The organism is Sphingomonas sp. CFBP 13603 (genome assembly GCF_014892665.1).
Taxonomy (GTDB): domain Bacteria; phylum Pseudomonadota; class Alphaproteobacteria; order Sphingomonadales; family Sphingomonadaceae; genus Sphingomonas.
This window is the reverse complement of the sequence record NZ_JADBIA010000001.1, coordinates 469233-489493: the sequence shown is the minus strand read 5'-3', so window position 1 is coordinate 489493 and position 20261 is coordinate 469233. Positions and strand designations below refer to the sequence as shown.

Annotated in this window: 21 protein-coding genes and 2 tRNA genes; 10 read left to right on the top strand and 13 right to left on the bottom strand. The window is 66.4% G+C overall.

The annotated features are described in order from the left end of the window. Positions 1-80 precede the first annotated feature (80 nt). From IFR23_RS02350 to IFR23_RS02340, 3 genes are read left to right on the top strand one after another with little or no spacing between them, the layout of a single operon-like run. Complete coding sequence (locus IFR23_RS02350; protein WP_192974516.1) at positions 81-2162, top strand: HAD-IIB family hydrolase; 2082 nt, start codon at positions 81-83, stop codon at positions 2160-2162. Next, entirely contained in the window at positions 2159-3025 is an 867-nt protein-coding gene (locus IFR23_RS02345) for a glycosyltransferase family 2 protein (RefSeq protein WP_342344851.1), read from the top strand. Before IFR23_RS02350 ends, IFR23_RS02345 begins: the two co-directional genes overlap by 4 nt. A gap of 38 nt (positions 3026-3063) precedes the next feature. Then, positions 3064-4581: a GDSL-type esterase/lipase family protein gene (locus IFR23_RS02340; protein WP_197978234.1), complete on the top strand. Its 1518-nt coding sequence runs from the start codon at positions 3064-3066 to the stop codon at positions 4579-4581. Between the two features lie 32 nt (positions 4582-4613). Here IFR23_RS02340 and IFR23_RS02335 read toward each other — a convergent pair. Beyond that, positions 4614-4687, bottom strand: a tRNA-Gly gene (locus tag IFR23_RS02335). Between the two features lie 130 nt (positions 4688-4817). After that, entirely contained in the window at positions 4818-5306 is a 489-nt protein-coding gene (locus tag IFR23_RS02330) for a MarR family transcriptional regulator (protein ID WP_192145080.1), read from the bottom strand. A gap of 59 nt (positions 5307-5365) precedes the next feature. Here IFR23_RS02330 and IFR23_RS02325 point away from each other — a divergent pair, with 59 nt between their 5' ends. Together IFR23_RS02325 and IFR23_RS02320 are read left to right on the top strand one after the other, a co-directional pair. Further along, positions 5366-6475: a branched-chain amino acid aminotransferase gene (locus tag IFR23_RS02325; protein ID WP_192974515.1), complete on the top strand. Its 1110-nt coding sequence runs from the start codon at positions 5366-5368 to the stop codon at positions 6473-6475. Positions 6476-6527: 52 nt separating this feature from the next. After that, positions 6528-6602, top strand: a tRNA-Gln gene (locus tag IFR23_RS02320). Between the two features lie 16 nt (positions 6603-6618). On the opposite strand, the gene IFR23_RS02315 is transcribed toward IFR23_RS02320, so the two are convergent. From IFR23_RS02315 to IFR23_RS02295, 5 genes are all read right to left on the bottom strand, one after another. Then, a complete protein-coding gene (locus tag IFR23_RS02315) occupies positions 6619-7422 on the bottom strand; it encodes a pyrroline-5-carboxylate reductase family protein (RefSeq protein ID WP_192974514.1) in 804 nt (267 codons plus the stop codon). After that, the gene (locus IFR23_RS02310; RefSeq protein WP_056062753.1) at positions 7419-7925 is read right to left on the bottom strand and encodes a YbjN domain-containing protein; all 507 of its coding nucleotides are present in this window, start codon (positions 7923-7925) and stop codon (positions 7419-7421) included. Before IFR23_RS02310 ends, IFR23_RS02315 begins: the two co-directional genes overlap by 4 nt. 97 nt (positions 7926-8022) lie before the next feature. Then, positions 8023-8310, bottom strand: coding sequence for an accessory factor UbiK family protein (locus IFR23_RS02305; RefSeq protein WP_107961836.1), 288 nt, complete (start codon positions 8308-8310; stop codon positions 8023-8025). 51 nt (positions 8311-8361) lie between these two features. Then, entirely contained in the window at positions 8362-8880 is a 519-nt protein-coding gene (locus IFR23_RS02300) for a TspO/MBR family protein (protein ID WP_192974637.1), read from the bottom strand. Positions 8881-9100: 220 nt separating this feature from the next. After that, positions 9101-9898, bottom strand: coding sequence for a TlyA family RNA methyltransferase (locus IFR23_RS02295; protein WP_192974513.1), 798 nt, complete (start codon positions 9896-9898; stop codon positions 9101-9103). Positions 9899-10083: 185 nt separating this feature from the next. Here IFR23_RS02295 and IFR23_RS02290 point away from each other — a divergent pair, with 185 nt between their 5' ends. Beyond that, positions 10084-10755, top strand: coding sequence for an alpha/beta hydrolase (locus IFR23_RS02290; RefSeq protein WP_192974512.1), 672 nt, complete (start codon positions 10084-10086; stop codon positions 10753-10755). A gap of 132 nt (positions 10756-10887) precedes the next feature. Here IFR23_RS02290 and IFR23_RS02285 read toward each other — a convergent pair whose 3' ends face one another. Further along, a complete protein-coding gene (locus IFR23_RS02285) occupies positions 10888-11055 on the bottom strand; it encodes a hypothetical protein (RefSeq protein ID WP_192974511.1) in 168 nt (55 codons plus the stop codon). Beyond that, on the bottom strand, positions 11052-12974 hold the full coding sequence (dxs, locus tag IFR23_RS02280; RefSeq protein ID WP_192974510.1) for a 1-deoxy-D-xylulose-5-phosphate synthase: 1923 nt from the start codon (positions 12972-12974) through the stop codon (positions 11052-11054). Before dxs ends, IFR23_RS02285 begins: the two co-directional genes overlap by 4 nt. A 92-nt stretch (positions 12975-13066) precedes the next feature. Between dxs and IFR23_RS02275 the strand changes: the two genes are divergently transcribed. Beyond that, the gene (locus IFR23_RS02275) at positions 13067-13597 is read left to right on the top strand and encodes a GNAT family N-acetyltransferase (protein ID WP_192974509.1); all 531 of its coding nucleotides are present in this window, start codon (positions 13067-13069) and stop codon (positions 13595-13597) included. 145 nt (positions 13598-13742) lie between these two features. Here IFR23_RS02275 and IFR23_RS02270 read toward each other — a convergent pair whose 3' ends face one another. Together IFR23_RS02270 and IFR23_RS02265 are read right to left on the bottom strand one after the other, a co-directional pair. Continuing rightward, positions 13743-14210 carry a Fur family transcriptional regulator gene (locus IFR23_RS02270; protein WP_107961831.1) on the bottom strand — a complete coding sequence of 156 codons (468 nt, stop codon included), beginning with the start codon at positions 14208-14210 and terminating at the stop codon, positions 13743-13745. Positions 14211-14251: 41 nt separating this feature from the next. Then, positions 14252-14635 carry a MerC domain-containing protein gene (locus tag IFR23_RS02265; protein ID WP_056047781.1) on the bottom strand — a complete coding sequence of 128 codons (384 nt, stop codon included), beginning with the start codon at positions 14633-14635 and terminating at the stop codon, positions 14252-14254. Between the two features lie 300 nt (positions 14636-14935). Between IFR23_RS02265 and IFR23_RS02260 the strand changes: the two genes are divergently transcribed. The 3 genes from IFR23_RS02260 (at position 14936) to rpsI (ending at position 17149) form a co-directional block, all read left to right on the top strand. Continuing rightward, on the top strand, positions 14936-15988 hold the full coding sequence (locus tag IFR23_RS02260; RefSeq protein WP_192974508.1) for a COX15/CtaA family protein: 1053 nt from the start codon (positions 14936-14938) through the stop codon (positions 15986-15988). Positions 15989-16112: 124 nt separating this feature from the next. Beyond that, entirely contained in the window at positions 16113-16592 is a 480-nt protein-coding gene (gene rplM, locus IFR23_RS02255) for a 50S ribosomal protein L13 (RefSeq protein WP_060524218.1), read from the top strand. Next, on the top strand, positions 16592-17149 hold the full coding sequence (rpsI, locus tag IFR23_RS02250; RefSeq protein ID WP_082441435.1) for a 30S ribosomal protein S9: 558 nt from the start codon (positions 16592-16594) through the stop codon (positions 17147-17149). The genes rplM and rpsI overlap by 1 nt, the downstream gene beginning before the upstream one ends. 116 nt (positions 17150-17265) lie before the next feature. Here the strand turns inward: rpsI and IFR23_RS02245 are convergent, their stop codons facing one another. Both IFR23_RS02245 and IFR23_RS02240 read right to left on the bottom strand, forming a co-directional pair. Next, a complete protein-coding gene (locus IFR23_RS02245) occupies positions 17266-18261 on the bottom strand; it encodes a polysaccharide deacetylase family protein (RefSeq protein WP_342344848.1) in 996 nt (331 codons plus the stop codon). Beyond that, complete coding sequence (locus tag IFR23_RS02240; protein ID WP_342344847.1) at positions 18258-20189, bottom strand: histidine kinase dimerization/phospho-acceptor domain-containing protein; 1932 nt, start codon at positions 20187-20189, stop codon at positions 18258-18260. Before IFR23_RS02240 ends, IFR23_RS02245 begins: the two co-directional genes overlap by 4 nt. Positions 20190-20261 lie beyond the last annotated feature (72 nt).

The following is a 20261-nucleotide window of genomic DNA, read 5'->3' as shown; positions in this document are numbered from 1 at the left end:
GGGTGTTAAGTGTCATCGCCCCGGAACTCGGCAACCCCGCGAGCGGTTCCTTAAGTGAATCACAGATGAACGGGGGAAGGGTGTTCGTACTACATATCGCGTTGCAGGGATGTTTGCGCGGCACCGATGTCGAATACGGAATTACCGCGGATACCGGGGGTCATATCCGGTATCTGCTCGATCTGGTCGCCGCCAGCGGCCGCAATCCGGCGATCGACCGGATGGAGATCGTCACCCGCGCCTTCCATCATGCGGTGTATGCCGAATGCTATGCCGAACCGATCGAGACGATCGACGGGACGACCCGGATCGTTCGTCTTCAAACTGCGTCGGACGCGTATCTCGTCAAGGAAGACCTCTGGACCGAGCATGACAGCCTGGTCGACGCGCTGGTCGCGCATATCGCGACGCTCGATCGTGCGCCCGACGTCATGCACGCGCATTATGCCGACGCCGGGTTGATCGCCGCGCGGGTCTCCGCACGAACCGGGATTCCGTACGTCTTCACCGCGCATTCGCTGGGACGCGTCAAGCGTGCGGCGTTCGATCGCGACTGTGCGGAGACCGCCGGCCTCGATCGCCGGATCGCGATCGAAGAGGAAGCCATTGCCGGCGCCGCCGCGATCATCGCCTCGTCGCGCGATGAAGCCGAGGTGCAATATGCCGATTACGCGGCGTATGATCCCGGTCGGATTCGCGTTTTCGCGCCGGGCAGCGACCTGAAACAGTTCGCCAATTGCCGCACCGATCCGCGCGTCGACGCGACGATCAACCGCTTCCTGGACGACCCGACCAAGCCCGTCATCCTGGCAATCGCGCGGCCGGTGACCAAGAAGAACCTTGCGGCGCTCGTCCACGCATATGGCCGGTCGCCGGCGTTGCAGGATGCCGCCAACCTCGTGATCCTGGCCGGCACGCGCGACGACAGCACCACGCTGGAGCCCGAGATCCGCGACAACATCGCCGAGCTGCTGCAGCTGATCGACCGCTACGACCTGTACGGCAAGGTGTCCTACCCCAAGCAGCATCGCCCGAACGACGTCGCCGCGATCTATGCCCATGCGCGCACGCGGCGCGGCGTGTTCGTCAATCCGGCGCTCAACGAACCGTTCGGGCTGACCCTGCTCGAAGCGGCGGCGAGCGGATTGCCGGTCGTCGCAACGGACAGCGGCGGACCCAACGACATCGTCGAGACGTGTGGCAACGGCATTCTCGTCGATCCGCGCTCGCCCTCCGCAATCACCGATGCGATCGCGAAGATCCTCGACGACCCGATCCTGTGGTCGCGTTATTCCGCCGCCGGCTCGGTCGCGATCCGCGCCTACGACTGGGATCGACACGTGCAGCTCTATGCCGGACTGCTCGGCGAAGTCGTCGGCGCGGCACCCGAGACGGCGGTCGATCGCGCGCCCGATCTGCTGCTGGTCTCGGATATCGACGGAACGCTGATCGGGTGCGCAGACGGCGTCGGCGACTTCGCCACCTGGCATCGCGCGCAGTCCGACGTCGCGTTCGCGATCGCCACCGGGCGAAGCTTCCACAGCGCAATGGCGGTCCTCGGCCAGCACGATGCGCCACAGCCGGAGATCCTGATCACCTCGGTCGGCTCCGAAATCTATTACCGGACGCTGGGCGGCGCGGTGTACGACCGCGATACCGAATGGGACGGCATCATCGCTGCCGGCTGGGACCGCGATGCGGTGGCCGCGCTGGTCGGTCGCCACGCCGGGCTGACACCGCAGAGTCCGCTCGAACAACGCCGGTTCAAGCTCAGCTATTTCGCGGACGGCGACATGGCGGCGGCGGAACGCGTGCGCGCGTTGCTGGCGGAGCACGGCCATAGCTGCTCGATCATCCAGAGCCATGGTCGCTATCTCGACATCCTCCCGCATGCCGCGTCGAAAGGTACCGCGGTCGAGCATGTCCGCCGCCGGCTGGGGCTCGAACCTCGGCAGGTGATCGTCGCGGGCGACAGCGGCAACGATATCGAGATGCTGCGATCGTCACGCCACGCGATCATCGTCGGCAATTATTCCGACGGGCTCGGCACGCGCGCCGATCTCGCGCATGGCTATGTCGCGGTCGGCCACCATGCGCGCGGCGTGATCGAGGGCGTCGCGTATTTCCGCGGGACCGAGACGGGGATCAGGAAGGCGTCGTGAGCGTGCCGACGGTCAGCGTCCTGACGCTCGTTCGCGGCCGCCGTGCCCATCTCGTCAATCTGATAGCGGGGCTCAACGCGTCCACGCGGAAACCCGACGAACTCGTCATCGCGTACATGCAGCCGGACGCGCACGACGACCTGCCCGAAACCGACTTCTCGGTGCGCGAAGTCTTCATCGAGGGCGACGCCATGCCGCTCGCAGCAGCCCGCAATCGCGCCGCAGCGACGGCTGCGAGCGAGCAACTGATCTTCCTCGACGTCGACTGCATCCCCTCCCCCACGCTGGTCGAACGCTATGCGGACACGGCGACATGGCCCGGCGGCATCCGCCTCGGCGAAGTCCTGTACCTCCCTGCCGACGCGACGAAGGGCGGGCTCGATTTCGCCATGCTCGACAGCGTTGGTGTTCGACACCCCGCCAAGCCACCGATCGCATCCGACGAGATACGCCCCACGCCCAACCACGGCGAGCTATGGGGCCTGTCCTTCGCGATATCGGCTTCCGACTGGGTGCGTGCCGGGGGCATGGACGAGCGCTATGTCGGCTATGGCGGCGAAGAGACCGACTTCGCCGCGCGACTGGAAAAGGCCGCGGTGCCGATGTGGTGGGTCGGGGGAGCACGCGCCTATCACCAGCACCATGCCGTCCACACGCCCGCCTACCAGCATTTCGACGCGATCGTCCGCAACGCGCGACTGTTCCGCGGCACCTGGGGACGGTGGTGTATGGACTATTGGCTGGGACAGTTCGCCGAGCATGGCCTGATCGCTTGGGACGCGGATACGATCACCGTGCTGCGCCATCCAACCGCCGCGGAGATCGCGGATACGCTCATGCCGCCGGATACGCTGTTTAGTTGAGGCATGGGTTTAGCCGCGTCATCCAGCTATGGGGTTGCATGACCCCATCGATATCGCGCCGCATCGCCTACCCTGCCCGGATGCTCTGGCTGTCGGTCATCGTCGTTTGTGGGGCCTCGGCATCGCTGGACGCGCAGCCGGCGCCGGCCACAGCCAGCGTGACGGCCCCCGTCAACGATCGTCTCGATCAGAGCTGGTGGGCGAGTCGCCACGCGGCGATCCTGGCGACGGTCGCCAGGCACCCGGATCCCGCGGTCGTCCTGATCGGCGATTCGATCACCAACAATTATGACAAGGCAGTGCTCCCGGACGAGAATTTCGCCCCGACCTGGGCGACCTTCTACGCTCCTCGCCATGCGCTAAACTTGGGCTTCAGCGGCGATACGACGGCGAACGTCCTGTGGCGGCTGCGCAACGGCGAGGTCGCCGGGCTTCACCCCAAGGCGGTCGTGTTGCTGATCGGGACCAACGACACCGGCAGCGCGGGGCGGACCGCCGAGCAGACCCGGGCGGGGATCGATGCCGTAGTCGACGACCTCAAGCACCGCCTGCCCGATACGAGGATCCTCCTGCTCGGGCTGCTGCCCAGCGCGATCACGCCGGCGAAAACCGCCACCGACGCAGCGGTGAACACCTATCTCGCCCGGCGCTACGCCGTCGATCCGCGCGTCGCGTATCTCGATATCGGCGCCATCTTCCGCCAACCCAACGGCACGTTGAACGACACGCGGTTCTACGATCCCCGCCTACCCCAGCCCGGCAAATCGCTGCATCCGGATACCGAAGGCCAGCGGATGATGGCCGAGGCGATCGAACCGACGCTGGCTAAACTCATCGGCGAGCCGCCGCGCGTGCCGCTGGCGTCGATGACCGACATCGATACCGCGGTCATTCCCGTGCCCCGGCTCGAGATGGATTCCTACGACTGGTATGCGCGGCACCGTGACGTGCTCGCGATGAACGGCATGACGCCGCGGATCGTCATGATCGGCGATTCGATCACGCACTTCTGGGCCGGCCAACCGACGGCGGCACGCGTCAGCGGTCCCGAGGCCTGGCAGCACGCATTCGGGACCGCCTCGGTCGCCAATCTCGGCTTCGGCTGGGATCGAACGCAGAACGTGTTGTGGCGACTGCGTGCCGGCGAGTTCGACGGCATGGCGCCGGACTGGGTCGTGCTCAATATCGGCACGAACAACCTGACCGGTACCGACAACGCGCGTGCCAGCAGCCCTGCCGAAGTCGTGTCGGGCATCGAAGCGATCCTGCGCGACATCCACACGAGATCACCGCGCAGCCATGTCGCGCTGATGGCGATCTTTCCGCGCGGCGACACTCCCGGCGATCCACTCCGCGTGGCGATCGCGCAGACCAACCGGCTGCTGGCGGCGCGGTTCGCACAGGACCGAGCGGTCCGCTACATCGATATCGGCGCAAAATTCCTGAAACCGGACGGCAGCCTCGATCGCGATCTGCTGCCCGACGGAACGCATCCGAACGAAGCGGGCTATCGCCTGTGGGCGGACGCGATCCTAGCGGCCGGCATCAGGCGCTGAGCCAGGCCGTCTCGGCGATGTCTGTCAGTTTGTGGAGCGGGTGAAGGGAATCGAACCCTCGTCACTTGCTTGGGAAGCAAAAGCTCTACCATTGAGCTACACCCGCGAACGGCGATCTACGCCTGTCGGGCCGGATCTTGCACCGGCTCTCGATGACCGGCCGAGTGCCACAGTCCTTGCGGCGGCGTCAACGCCAAATCGTCCCGCCGCCCTGCGCTTGCGCTCCCGCGAACCAGCTAGCCGCGCAGGCCGAACACCTGCGAACGGTCGGCTTCGGGCACCAGTCCTTCGAGCACGGCCCAGAACCCCGATACCGCGCTCTGCCCCGCGCTCGCATAAGCCTCCGCCATCCGGATTCGCGCGGCCTCGAACAACTCGCGCTCCATGATCGAGCCTTCCGCCGTGAGCCGCAGCAACCGCTGCCGCCGGTCGCGCTCGCCCGGCCGCGTCTCGACCAGCTTGCGATCCGCCAGTTCGTTCAGCACGCGGCCCAGTGACTGCTTCGTGATCGCCAGCAACGACAGCAGTTCGCTCACCGTCATGTCGGGCTTGCGCGCGATGAAATACAGCGCGCGGTGGTGCGCCCGCCCCAGCCCCTCTTCGGCAAGCCCCTGGTCGATCGACCGGGTCAGGTGGCTATAGCCGAAATAGAGGAGCTCCATGCCGCGGCGAAGTTCGGGTTCGCGGAGGAACAGGGGTGAGGCAGGCGACGCTGTGGCAGACATGTTGACCGGTTTAGACATCGCCCGTAGTCGTCGGCAACCCGCCACGAGAGAGAATTTCGATGTCCGCTCCAGCTTTTACGTCGCCCTCCGCCTTTCGGCACGAACCGAATGCGACGCCGGTCGCGGCGAACGAGCGTGCGAAGCAGCTGATCGATCCGGGATTCGGGCGAGTCTTCACCGATCACATGGCGATGATCCGCTACAGCGACGCCGAGGGCTGGCACGACGCGCGTATCACCGCACGCGCGCCGCTGACGATCGATCCGGCGTCGTCCGTGCTGCATTACGCGCAGGAGATCTTCGAGGGGATGAAGGCGTATCGGCTTGCCGACGGCGGCACCGCGCTGTTTCGTCCCGAGGCGAATGCGCGCCGCTTCCAGGATTCGGCGCGCCGGCTCGCGATGCCCGAACTGCCGACCGAACTGTTCCTCGAATCGGTCGAGCGGCTGGTCAAGACCGACACGAACTGGATCCCGGAGAGCGACGGCGGCGCGCTGTACCTGCGCCCGTTCATGTTCGCGAGCGAAGTGTTCCTCGGCGTGAAGCCGTCCTCCGAATATCTGTACATGGTGCTCGCCTCGTCGGTCGGCGCGTATTTCAAGGGCGGCGCCCCCACCGTCTCGATCTGGGTGAGCCAGCAGTATACGCGGGCCGCGCAGGGCGGCACCGGCGCAGCCAAGTGCGGCGGCAACTACGCGGCCAGCCTGCTCGCGCAGTCCGAGGCGATCCGCAACGGCTGCGACCAGGTCGTCTTCCTCGATGCGGCCGAGCGGCGCTGGGTCGAGGAACTCGGCGGCATGAACATCTTCTTCGTGTTCGACGACGGCAGCATGGCGACCCCGGCGCTGACCGGCACGATCCTGCCCGGCATCACGCGCGACTCGATCCTGACGCTCGCACGTGCGAACGGCATTACGGTCCGCGAGGAAGGCTACACGATCGACCAGTGGCGCGCCGATGCGGCGAGCGGCCGGCTGGTCGAGGCGTTCGCCTGCGGCACTGCGGCAGTGGTGACGCCGATCGGTACGGTGGCGAGCCCCGAAGGCCGCTTCACGATCGGTGACGGCGCTCCGGGTGCGCTGACGATGCGGATGCGCGATGCGCTCGTGTCGATCCAGCGCGGCACTGCGCCCGACGAGAACAACTGGCTGCACCATCTCGCCGATTGACGTCCGCAAGGGCTTTTCACCGGCCGCTGCCCCGCTATAAGGCCGCCTCTGTTGGGGCGTCGCCAAGTGGTAAGGCAGCGGCTTTTGATGCCGCCATGCGCAGGTTCGAACCCTGCCGCCCCAGCCAACTTCCTAAAATCGATTCAGCGCGCTGCGGCAGCCATCTCGGCGTTGCGGCGTTCTGACGCGGCCAGCGTCGCCGTCAGCAGCGCGACCAGTGCGTCGTCGCGGTCGAGCACGTTCAGGCCTTCGCGGGTCGATCCACCGGGGCTGGCGACACGGTCGGCCAGCACCGCGGGCGAGACGTCCGCGTCGGCAGCCATGATCGCGGAGCCTTCCAGCGTGGCGATGGCAAGCCGCGCGGACTGGTCGGCCGGCAGGCCGAGTGCAGCCCCCGCCTTGGCGAGCGCGTCGGCGAAACGAAACACGAAACCCGGACCGCACCCTGCGAGCGCCGTGACCGCGTCGAAATGCGCTTCGTCGACGATCCATTCGTAATGACCGAGCGGGGCTGCGAAGGCTTCTGCCGCCGCGATCGCCTCGTCGGACGCCCCAGCGGTGTAGAGCGAGGTCACGCCCTTGCCGATCGCCACCGGAAGGTTGGGCATCGCGCGGACGATCGTATCCGCGGCGAACCGCTGCACGAGCGCTGCATGATCGACACCCGCGAGAATCGAAAGGAGCAGCTTGGGAGCCCCCCGGAGCGGCGCCAGCAACGCCTGCGCAGCGTCGATCTGCTGGGGCTTGAGCGCGAGCATCACCGTCGCAGGCGCCTCTTGGTCAGGCAGTGCGGTCAACGAGCGGACACCGTCCGGCGCCCCCTGCCCGCTCCGGGTGATCACCGTCACGGTCGCCGGATCGAGCCCCGCGGCGATCCAGCGCCGCAGCATCGCGCCGCCCATGTTGCCGCAGCCGATCAGCCACAGCGGACCTGCCGGAAAGCTCATGCCTCGCCGTGCGTTTCAATCAGCGCCGCGGCGATCGCTTCCTTCGGGCTCTTCCCACCCCACAGCACGAACTGGAACACGGGATAAAAGCGCTCGCACTCCTCGATTGCCGATTCGACCAGCAGTTCCGCCGCGTCGAGCGACATCGTGCCGTCATCGCCGCCGTCGACCATCGCCGCGTGCCGGAACAGCAATATGCCGCTCGACGACCAGAGTTCGAAATGCCCGATCCAGAGCTGTTCGTTGACCAGCCCGATCGTCTCATACACAGCCTGACGGCGTTCGTCGGGCACCTTGATGTCTGGAAAAGCGAGGAATTGCAGGACGCTATCGTCGTCGCGCCACAGCGCGCGCAATTCATAGGTCGCCCAGCTTCCCTTGACGGTCGCGACGATCTCGTCGTCGTGACGCTCATGCTCCCAGCCATGCGCGGCGTAATAGCTCTCGAGCATGTCGATCGGGGCGGCGTCTTCGTGGTCGTGGTCGGCGTGTTCAAGCATCATAGGGTCCTGGCGGTCCTTATCGCACGACAAAGGGTGCCGAGGCAAAAACGCCCCGGCAACCCCATCGGCCCCAATTCTGCGGAAAACTGTGGAAAAGTCAGTCGACCGACGCCCCGGTCGGCGTACTTACTGTCGATTGTGCGGAAAACTTGGCTTCGAGCGCATCGAGCCGGGCCTTCAACGCATCGTTCTCGTCGCGGGCAGTCGAGGCCATCGCCTTGACCGCATCGAACTCTTCGCGGCTGACGAAGTCGAGCCCGCCGAGCCACTCGCGCGCGCGTTCCCGCGCGCCCGAACCGGCTTCGCGACCGACGCCCGCAAGCGTACCGGCAGCACCGTTCAAGACCTTGACGATATCGTCGAACACGCGGTTTTCGGACTGCATTGCTTCAAAATCCCAAAGACTGTCGCAGTGACTGATACAGTGACTGCTGCGTCACAGCATTTGGGACGTATGCGGCGCGGGTGCAAGGGTTTCGGCATCGGGGTTCAACTGCCCGATGCTGAACGCGAGCACGCCGGCAAAGCTGATCCACACCATGTACGGCACCATCAGCCACGCCGCGGCGGGGCGAATGCGCGCGAATACGAAGGTCGCGGCGATCGACAGCGCCAGCATCGCGACGATCACCAGTACCGACAGCCCGATCCTGTGCGCGCCGAAGAACATCGGCGTCCAGGCGAGGTTGAGCAGGAACTGGCCGACGAACAGTGCGACCGCAAGCCCGCGCAACCGAGCGCCACGCGCGTTGAGGATCATCGCGAGCGCGAGGCCAATCAGGATGTAGAGCGTGGTCCAAACGACGGGGAACACCCAGCCCGGCGGGTTCAGCGCGGGCTTGGCGAGCGCCATGTACCAGGCATTCTCGCTGCCAACGCTGACCGACCGGCCGGACAGAAAGCCCAGCAACAGGATCAGGGGCACGGTCACGACCGCCCAGCGGAGGAACGACATCCTCAACTGGCCCTTCGAAGCGATACCGCCCACACAAATCCTTCCGTCTCTACGCGGCGTCGTCCTGCCGCGCATTTGGCGTTCGGTAAACCGTGCGCCAACAAGAATCGTTCCGCTAGTGGTTCATTCCGGCACGCTACCTCCCCACGCCGTCATTCTGACGAAAATCAGGATCCAGGATACCGAGCGCACCCTGCGTGGCTCTGGGTCCTGACGTTCGTCAGGATGACGGAGGTGATTGCGTCTCGCTTGCCACGTCCGATAGCCGTTGTTCAGAAGCCGGCCGGCCATGCAAAGCAGCAATCAGGAACTCCACGTTACCCTCAGGTCCCGTGATCGGGCTCTCGACCACACCGACCACGCTCCACCCCTGCCCCGTCAACCACGCCGCAACCTCGTCGCAGACGCGCTGGTGGATCGCGGTATCGCGGACGACACCGCCCTTCCCCACTTCGCCGCGTCCCGCCTCGAACTGCGGCTTCACCAGCGCCATCAGCCGCGCGTCGGGCTTGGCGAAGGACATCGGCCGCTCAAGCACCTTGGCCAAGCCAATGAAGCTCGCATCGCAGACGATCAGGTCGATCGGCTCGGGGATATGGGCAGGCGTGAGGATACGCGCGCTGGTCTGTTCGTGGACGACGACGCGCTCGTCCTGCCGCAGCGACCAGGCAAGCTGGTTGGTGCCGCTATCGACCGCGTAGACCTTTGCAGCGCCGTTCTTTAACATAACGTCGGTAAAGCCGCCGGTCGACGAGCCCACGTCGATCGCGACCGCACCGGTCACGTCCCAACCGAAATGCGCAAGGCCGTGCGCCAGCTTGATCCCGCCGCGCGAAACCCAGGGATGATCGCGACCGCGCACATCGAGTTGCACGTCATCCGCGAGCGTCTGCCCCGGCTTGTCGACCTTCTTAGTCCCCGCGAACACGAGGCCCGCCATGATCAGCGCCTGCGCGCGCGTCCGCGACTCGACCAGCCCCCTGTCGACCAGCATTTGGTCTGCACGTACCTTCACCATCCGCCCGCTATCGCCGCCCGATCCGATTGCCGCAAGCTGCCTTCCTTTCGCCGCAATGCCATTGCCTACCGAACGGGTAGGATTATCTTGAGCGCATGGGATCGTGACCGAATGGCGTGCCCAAGAGCGTCTTTCGGCCACGCTCCCGACCTCGAAGAACGAGGTTTTGGAGAAGGAGAAGCGCTGTGGGTTCTTTCGCACCGTATGATTCCGTCCAGCCGACGATCTTGACCGTGCCCGGCCTTGGTGGATCGGGTCCTTCGCACTGGCAGACGTTATGGGAAGAGGCGCGGCCCGACACGGTCCGCGTCGAGCTCGGCATGTGGAACACGCCGCACCGCAACGCCTGGGTGACGCGACTCGACGAAGCGATCCGGCAGGCACAGGCACCGGTGATCCTCGCCGCGCACAGCCTCGGGTGCCTCGCAGTGGCGTGGTGGGCCGAACTGAGCCCACAGCCCTATGGCTGGCCGGTAGCGGGCGCGCTTCTCGTGGCACCGGCGGACGTCGATCGCGGCGGCGCACAGGCCGAACTGAAGGGCTTCTCGCCGACTCCGCGAACGCCCTTGCCGTTCCCGTCGATCGTGGTGGCGAGCAGCGACGACCCGTGGGTCACGCCCGATCGCGCGCACAGCATGGCGGCGGACTGGGGCAGCCACTTCGTCGATGCCGGGCCGCAGGGGCATTTGAATGCCGCGAGCGGAATCGGCTGGTGGCGCGAAGGGCAGGATCTGCTGGAGCGGGTGATCGCGGCGAGTGGCGATGGTCGAGGGCAGGCTCTACCGCCAAGTAAAGCGCGGTCGATCCTTGCGGTCAGCGCTACAGACGCCGCCCAGACGCACTACTTGGGCGGGTGAGGTCGCCTACCTGACGATACACCACCCCGGCGAAGGCCGGGGCCCAATTGGGAGACGTTGGTAACGGAGCGCGGTGCTTCGTTACTGTGACCTCACCAATTGAGCCCCGGCCTCCGCCGGGGTGGTTCTAAGTCACGAAATCCGAGAACCATCCTCATCGAACAGTTCGGGATAAGCGACTTGCTCGGCCTTCGCCGCAGCCAGCCCACCCCGCATCCGCCGCCACATCGCAATATTGAGCGACACCATCACGATCACCGCCAGCGCGATGATCACGAGACCCTTGGTCGGCCCGGTCATGCGCGCGCTTCGGCCACCCCGCCCGAATTGTGGCGGAGCGCCTTGAGCACGGTATCCACCAGCGCAGTCGCATCGAGCCCGGCTTCGGCATACTGCACCTCGGGCTTGTCCTGATCCTGATACACGTCGGGCAGACGCAACGTACGCAGCTTGAGCCCGCCGTCGATCAGCCCTTCGTCCGACGCCATCGTCAGCACGTGCGCACCGAAACCACCCACCGAGTTCTCCTCGATCGTCACCGCGACTTCGTGCGTCGTAAGCAGTTTCCGGATCAGATCGACGTCGAGCGGCTTGGCGAAGCGGAGATCCGCTACCGTCGTGCTCAGCCCCTTGGCTTCGAGAACCTCGGCGGCCTTGAGCGCTTCCTCGAGACGCGTGCCGAGCGACAGGATCGCGACGGTCTTGCCCTCGCGCACGACACGGCCCTTGCCGATCTCCAGCAGTTGCGGGGTCTCGGGCAGCGCAACGCCGGTGCCATTGCCGCGCGGATAGCGCACCGCGATCGGGCCGGTGTCGTACTGCGCCGCGGTATGCGTCATGTGGACGAGTTCCGCCTCGTCCGCCGCCGCCATCACGACGAAATTCGGCAGCGTCGCGAGGTACGTAACATCGAACGAGCCAGCGTGAGTCGCACCATCCGCACCGACCAGCCCCGCGCGGTCGATCGCGAAACGGACCGGCAGGTTCTGGATCGCGACGTCATGCACGACCTGGTCGTACGCGCGCTGGAGGAACGTCGAGTAGATCGCGCAGAACGGGCGCATGCCCTGCGCGGCGAGGCCGGCGGCGAAGGTGACGCCGTGCTGCTCGGCGATACCGACGTCGAAGAACCGGTCGGGATACGCCTTGGCGAACGCGTCAAGCCCGGTGCCCGAAGGCATCGCCGCGGTGATCGCACAGATCCGCGGGTCCTTGGCGGCCTCCGCGACGAGCTGCGCGCCGAACACGTTCTGGTATTGCGGCGGCCCCGGCGGCGCCTTGGTCTGCACGCCGGAGATCACGTCGAACTTCTGGACGCCGTGATACTTGTCCGCGGCAGCCTCGGCGGGGCCGTAGCCCTTGCCCTTCTTGGTGACGACGTGGACGAGGATCGGGCCCTCCTCGGCATCGCGGACATTCTCGAGCACCGGGATCAGGTGTTCGAGATTATGGCCGTCGATCGGGCCGACATAATAGAAGCCGAGTTCCTCGAACAACGTGCCGCCCATCGTCATGCCGCGCGCGAACTCATCGGTCTTGCGCATGCCGCTGGCGATCGGTCGTGGCAGCCGCTTGGCGAGTTTACGCGCGAGGTCGCGGAACCCAAGGAACTCGCGACTCGACACGATGCGGCTCAGATACGCGGACAGACCACCGACCGGCGGGGCGATAGACATGTCGTTGTCGTTGAGGATCACGACGAGGCGGTTACCCGCCTGCGCGGCGTTGTTCATCGCCTCGTACGCCATGCCCGCGGACATCGCGCCGTCGCCGATCACCGCGATGCCCTTGCCGGGGGTGCCTGCAATCTTGTTGGCGATCGCAAAGCCCAGCGCTGCCGAGATCGAGGTCGAGGAATGCGCCGCGCCGAATGGGTCGTATTCGCTCTCGCTACGCTTGGTGAAGCCGCTGAGCCCGCCACCCTGACGCAGCGTGCGAATCCGGTCACGGCGTCCGGTGAGGATCTTGTGCGGATAGCATTGGTGACCGACGTCCCACACCAGCCGGTCGCGCGGGGTATCGAAGACATAGTGGATCGCAGTGGTCAGCTCCACCACGCCGAGGCCCGAGCCGAGATGTCCGCCGGTGGTGCCGACCGCGGAAATGGTCTCGGTACGCAGTTCGTCGGCGAGTTGGCGGAGCTGGTCCGGGCGCAGCTTGCGGAGGTCGTCGGGCGTCGAAACGGTGTCGAGCAGCGGTGTCGAGGGAAGGTCGGCCATCGGACGGGCTTAATGCAGCGCGCGTATCGTGTCGATTGTTACCGTGTCCTGCGCTAGCATTCGCACTGGAATCGCTCGGAAAGTGCACAATTATGAACTTTACGCACCGTGTGGCCGGCGAGGCGGATATCCCGGCGATCGCCGCGCTGATGGGACGCGCGATCGGCGCGTTGCAGGGGGACTTTCTCACGCCCGCACAGGTCGAGGCGAGCCGCGCGGTGATGGGGCTCGATACGCAGCTGATCGCGGACGGGACGTATCTGCTGGTCGAGGTGGACGGGCGGCTGGCCGGATGTGGCGGGTGGAGTCGGCGCGCGACGCTGTATGGCGGCGATCACAGCACGGCGTTGCGCGATGCGGCGTTGCTGAATCCGGTGCGCGACGCCGCGCGGATTCGCGCGATGTATACCGATCCGGATTTTACGCGGCGGGGTGTCGGGCGGCTGGTGTTGTCGGTTTGCGAGGCCGCAGCGCGAGAGGCCGGGTTTGCGCGGGCGGAGATGATGGCGACGCTGGCCGGAGAGCCGCTGTACCGTGCGTGCGGGTATCTGCCGATCGAGCGGATCGAGACGCCGGGGGACGTGCCTGTGCCGATGATCCGGATGGGAAAGGCGCTGGGGTAGACGCTGATCCTCCCCCGCCAGGGGGAGGTGGCGCCGAAGGCGACGGAGGGCGAGGACACGGAACAGCGGTTTGCCCTTCCTCCCCCTCCGTCTGGCAAGCGTCAGACACCTCCCCCTGGCGGGGGAGGATTGCGCGATGGCGAGCCTACTTCGCTTCGCAGTCCGCACATCGCCCGCGGACTTCGATCACCGGACGGACCGGGGAGAAGCCGGCCGCCTCCGCCGCGTTGCGAACGCCCTTGGTGATCGTGTCATTATCGAGATGCGTGGTCTGGCCGCACGAGTCGCAGACCAGGAAGATGCAGTCGTGCAGGCAATCCGGGTGCGCGTTGGCGACGTAGGCGTTCGCGCTCTCGACTCGCCGCGCGAGGTTCGCGCCGACGAACAGGTCGAGGATGCGGTACACGCTGTTCGCGGCAACGCGGCGGCCTTCGGCTTTCGAGACGGCTTCGGCGATGTCGTAGGCCGATGCCGGCTTCTCGAAGCTGGCCAGCGCGGCGAACACGCTGGCGCGCATCGTCGTCCATTGCTCGCCGGCCTTTTCGAGCGTCGTCTGTGCTGCGACGGTAAGATCGGCGCCCTGCGGTTCGGTGTGGTTGTGAGCGTGCGCCATGCTGGGTGAAGTAGGATGCCGGAAGGGTTCCAGCAACCCGCTCAGCTTTCCGCGCGGCGGTTGAGATCGTGGCCGAATGCGAGCAGCCCGACGCCGACGATCGTCCACAACGTCTCGCCACCACCGCTGTCGTGCGGCAGCGTCATCGCGCCCGCCATGATGCCGAGCCCGAGCGCGCCCATCGCGGCAGGCATCATATAGCCGTGGTTCAGCACCCCGCGCCCGAGCGCGAGCGCGCCGAGACCGATCGCGATCGTCAGGCCCACTTCGTGGAAGATCGGGTCGAGCAGGAAACCGCCCGCGGTCGACATCAGCGCGACCAGCACGGAGGTCGCCAGGCAATGCACCATGCACAGGCCCGACAGCCCGATCGCATAGCGATCGAGACCGGCGAAGCGGTGGGTATGCGTGGCCGAGGGCGTCATCGTTCGTCGGATATAGATGGGCCGCTGAAAGGATACAACATTACATTGCAGATTTTCTTGGGTGCTGGGGTGGTTTTTCGTCGCCGTTCCGCAAGACCCTGACCATGCAACGTCGCGCCATCCTCACTTGTTTCCCCGCGAAGGCGGGGACCCAGCCTGGGCTCCCGCCTTCGCGGGAGAACAATGAAGCAGAGCACTGCGGCTACTGGGGTCTTGGCCCCCGATCGGATCCAGCAACATGAAGCAACGGCGCACCACGAACCGATGGCGCCCCGCCGCGCAAACCACTATCTCCTCATCATGCTTCAACCCAGCGCCGCCTTCCTCAGCAAAGCCCGTCCTCGTTCCGTCGCCCTGTGGCTGTTCACGGTCGCCGGCCTGATCGTCGCGATGGTCGTCATCGGCGGGATCACGCGGCTGACCGAGTCGGGGCTGTCGATCACGCAGTGGAAGCCGATCAGCGGGATCATCCCGCCGCTCAACGACGCGCAGTGGCAGGCCGAGTTCGACGCCTACAAGCGCATCCCCGAATATGCCGCGTTCAACGCCGACATGACGGTCGGCGGGTTCAAGGCGATCTTCTTCTGGGAATATCTCCACCGGCTATGGGGCCGCGTGATCGGTCTCGTGTTCGCGTTGCCGCTGATCTGGTTCGCGGTGCGCAAACGTATCCCGGTCGGCTACGGCTGGCGGCTGTCGGCGCTGCTCGCACTCGGCGCGTTCCAGGGCGCGATCGGCTGGTGGATGGTCGCCTCGGGCCTATCGGTGCGCACCGATGTTAGCCACATCCGACTCGCCGTCCACCTGCTGACCGCGTTGACGATCCTCGCCGGGATCGTCTGGACCGCGCTCGACCTGATAGCGCTGCACCGCAATCCGCTCGCCGCCCCTGCCCGCCTCGCGCCCGTAGCGATCCTCGCGCTCGCGCTACTGTTCGTGCAGTTGGTCTATGGCGCGTTCACCGCGGGGCTCGACGCCGGCTATGCCTTCGCAAGCTGGCCACTGATGGGCGACGGGCTGTTCCCTGCGGACGTACCGATGGTCAATCCCGCCTGGAGCAACGCGGTCGACAACCCGATCGTCGTGCAGTTCATACACCGCTGGTTCGCGTTCGCCGCCGCCGCCGGGCTCATCTGGCTGGCGATCAAGGCGACCAAGACCGGCAGCAGCGCAGGGTTTTTCGTCGTCGGCCTCGTCACGCTACAGATCATGCTGGGCATTGCGACGCTGATGACCGGCGTGCAGATCGACGTCGCGGTCGCACACCAAGGCAACGCCGCGCTCCTCCTGATCGCGGCGATGTTCGCCGCGCACGCAGTCGGCAGCGCGCCACTCCTAAAGCAGCGGGTATAATAATACCCGTCAGGAAACCGGCGGAAAGCTTGACTTGAAGCCCCCCTTTCAGCATTAGGCCGGCATTCGCGCTGCGGGGCCTCCCCTTGGTGCGCTTGCATTCAATCTGGAAGGTCTAACGCCCATGAAGGCGCTCATGAAGACCACCAAGTCGGCAAAGCCGGCTGAGGTGGAGAAGCAGTGGCATATCGTCGACGCGGAAGGTCTCGTCGTCGGCCGTGCCGCATCGATCATCGCCAACGTCCTGCGCGGCAAGCACAAGGTGTCGTTCACCCCGCATGTCGATTGCGGTGACAACGTCGTCGTGATCAACGCCGACAAGATCCGCTTCACCGGCAACAAGGCCGCGAAGAAGATCTATTACAAGCACACCGGTTACGCCGGCGGCATCAAGGGCATCACTGCCGCCAAGGTCCTCGACGGCCGCTTCCCGGAGCGCGTTCTCGAAAAGGCTGTCGAGCGCATGATCCCGCGCGGCCCGCTGGGTCGCGAGCAGATGCGCAATCTGCGCATCTTCAAGGGCACCGAGCATCCGCACGAGGCACAGAACCCTGCCGTGCTCGACATCGGCAGCATGAACCGCAAGAACAAGGTGGGCGCATAATGTCCGACAACCGCCAGTCGCTCGCCGATCTCGCGAGCCTGACCAACCAGCCCGCGCCGGCTGCCCCCGCCGAGCAGGCTCTGCCGACCAGCGAAGGCGATATCGCAGCGCCGGTCTCGAACGAGCCCGTCCGCGAGCCGATGCCGCTGCGCGAGCAGATCCTCGACAAGCAGGGTCGCGCCTATGCGACCGGCCGTCGCAAGGACGCGGTCGCGCGCGTCTGGGTCAAGCCCGGCACCGGCAAGATCACGATCAACGGTCGTGACCAGGAAGTGTATTTCGCACGTCCGACGCTGCGTCTCGTCATCAACCAGGTGTTCGGCATCACCGAGCGCGAAGGTCAGTACGACGTCGTCTGCACCGTCAAGGGCGGTGGCCTTTCGGGCCAGGCCGGCGCGGTCAAGCACGGCATCAGCCAGGCCCTGACCCGCTTCGAGCCGGTGCTGCGCGCATCGGTGAAGGCAGCAGGCTTCCTGACCCGCGACAGCCGCGTCGTCGAGCGCAAGAAGTACGGCAAGGCGAAGGCCCGTCGCAGCTTCCAGTTCTCGAAGCGCTAATCTCGCTTTCAGTATTGCTTACCAAGAGGGCGGTCCGGCAACGGGCCGCCCTTTCTGTTTTAAGGCGTCAGCACACCGCGCATAGGCCGAACTGCGGTTCCAAAGGACGACGATACCTATCCAAGCGCACCAATGATTTCGTCGAGCGACGCGTTACGAATGCCGCGACGGTCCAGTTCGTCGAGCATCGCCGTCCACCACGCGTGAAAGCGTTTCAGGTCGGCGGCATCGCGAACATAGGGCGTGTGGCCGGGGGCTAGCGATGGCGAGTGGAACGAGAGGTTCAGCAACCGAAGCCCCTCGCCGACCGCAACCGCGACGGCTTCGAGCGCGGCCTCGATCGGCATGTCCTCCGGGGTCAACGCGACCCGCGACAGGAGGCCGGCGCGAGCGAACAGTCCCCTGCCCTTCGGCAGATGCCCGAGCACATTATACAGCCTGTCCCCGCCCCGCCGTGCGTAGCCGGTGAAGATGGTAGTCAACGGCAGTTCGACGATGCGACCGTCGCGGTAAGCATGCGCGTCGCCCCGCGAGAAATCCGGACCGCCGTCCGCGCGGTAATCATAGCCCGGTCGGATCGAGCTATCGATCCGGTAGCCAAGCGCCGACAGCAGTGCGAAAGTCCGTGGACCGATGCCGTAGCGGCCAGCGCGATACGCACGTGGCGCGCCGCCGAACGCGGTCGTTATCGCCTTGGTCAGCGTATCGAGTTTGGCAGCTTCGAGCGCGCCCGGCAGGTTGCCGGCGTAGCTCGCTTCCGGTGTCGCATCCTCCTCGAACGGTGGATTGACCCAGGCGTGCAACTGCGTGCCGATCTCGGATCGCCCATCCTCGACGACCCGTTTCAGGATCTCGACCGCGGCCGGGTCGGTAGCGATCGGGTGGTCGACCATGCAGGCTAGGGCGACGCCGCGCTCGGCGAAGCGGCGATGCGCGTCGGGAAATGCCGCCATCGCGGTCGTCGCGCGGTTGCGCGTGTCCAGCGGCGCGCGCCAGTCGAATTCCTCCTCGACGTCGACGAAGACGGTAAAGCGCGTACTGAAATCGTCGGGCCACGCCACGCGTTGCGAAGGCTGAGGCCGCGGCGGTCGATACGCGCGGTCGGCGATCACCGCTGTTCGTCGGCGGTCCGCTCCACCGCGCGGGCATGCGCCGCGGGAAGCTGAAGCGTGAGGCGTTCCGAACCGATCGTCAGCGCGCCGCCCAACTCGACTGCGAGGTTCTGCGCGAGACGAAGCGCGAAGCCGGTACCGAGCAGGGGTGCCCCATCGCCGTCGCCGCCCTGCTCGGCATCGATGCTGAGCAGGACATCGGTAGCGTGCGCGGCAAGCGCTGCGGGGCGGTCGAATTCGATCGTCACGGTATCCGCGACCGGCCGGACAACCAGGCCGAGCCGTTCGCCCTGCCGACCCGCCGATACGAGCGCGGCGAGCAGGCGACCGATCAACCGTTCGACCGCGCGGTCATCGCCGAGCACATCGCAGTCGCCCGCCGGCATCGCGAGCGCGAGGCTTGCACCGCGCAAGGTGGCTAGCGGTTGCAGGTCCAGCATCACGCGGTCCAGCATCGGGCGGACCGATACCGTCGTCGGCCGCAGATCGAGCGCATGGCCTTCGATCCGCGCGGCGGTGTCGAGATCGTCGATCGCGGCGAGCAGATCGCCCGCCTGCGTGCGGATCGTGGTCGCCCGGTCGCGATAGGTCGGCGATACGGGGCCGAGCAACTGCGTCTCGATCAATTCGGCGAACCCGGCGATCGCATTGGTCGGCGTGCGCAGTTCGTGGACGAGCTGGCGCAGCGAATCGGATATCGGTGAGGTGGCCGCACGTGCCGGTTCCGCGGTCTCGTCGCGACGCGGGCGGCGTCCGGTGCCGCGAAAGCCGGTGAAGCGCCCCGAATCGTGATCGAACGCGGGCACCCCGGATACGCGCCACGATCCGAACGCGTCGGACAAGCCGCCGACCTCGAGCCGGGCATCGCCGAACCGCGACCGGCGCCGGAACGCACCCGCGGCAACGCCGTCGAGCTGCGCCTCGCCCTGCTTGGCCGCATGCGCGAGCGACACGCCGATCAGCGCGGACCGCGCGACGCCGTCGACCATGCGGATGACCCCGCGCGCGTCGGTCTCATACCGGAAGCTCTCGATCTCGGTGGGTGCCGCGGCCGGCATCGCATCCTCGACCGTGCGGTCGCGGTTGAACGCCTCGATCCGCGCGACGAGGTCGGAGATCTCGAACCGGTCGGCCGGGGCGGCGTTTACCGGCGCAGATGCTGGCGGTTCGGCCTCCGCCAGCTTGGCATGGCGCAGCGCCTCCGCCACGAACGGCAGGCCACGCGCGACGGCACCCAGTGCCATGAACGGCGTCTCGCTCAGTGGCGCACTGGGCGGTACGACAGCGGACGCGACGGGTTCGGCGGCAACCGTCTCGACGATAGCAGGCGTGGCGATAGCTGGCTCGGCAGCCAGCATCTCCGCGACGACACGCTCGCCGGCGGACGGCTCGATCACCTCGTCCGCGATCGTCACATCGACGACGGGTTCGACGATCGGTTCCGACGATACCGCACCCTCGTCGACGTCGGGATTGGGCAGGACGAAGTCGGTCGAGCCGAAGCTCTGCAAACCGCGCTGAACGCCAGCTGACAGATCACGGCGGTGACGCAGGACCGACCGGCTTGCCGGGGTCAGCCGCGGGAGAAGCGCGAGCCATTCGTCGGTCGCCAGCGTGGCCGTCCGCAGCACCGGCGCGGCGATCGCCAGAACGTCCTCGGCGAAGAAACCGACCAGTCGCGCATCGGGTTTGGCGAAGGCGAGCGCCCGGGCACTCGCGGCACGAACGTCGACCGGCACCGCCTGCCGCAACAACCGCAACCGCGCGATCGCGGGCTCATCGACCACGGCCCGGCCGCGTCCCATCAGGTCGACCAACTGCCGCCATGCCGATTGCGCACCGAAACCGGTGGCCATGTCGGCGGCAAGGATCGTCTTCAGGCTATCGTCGAACCGCACATCGTTCCCCGGCTTCAGCGGGCCTAGCACGCTCTCCGTACCGATTCCTTAACGCGCGCGGCGATGCGAAGGAACAACCCATTTTGGTAGGCACCCTCTTCG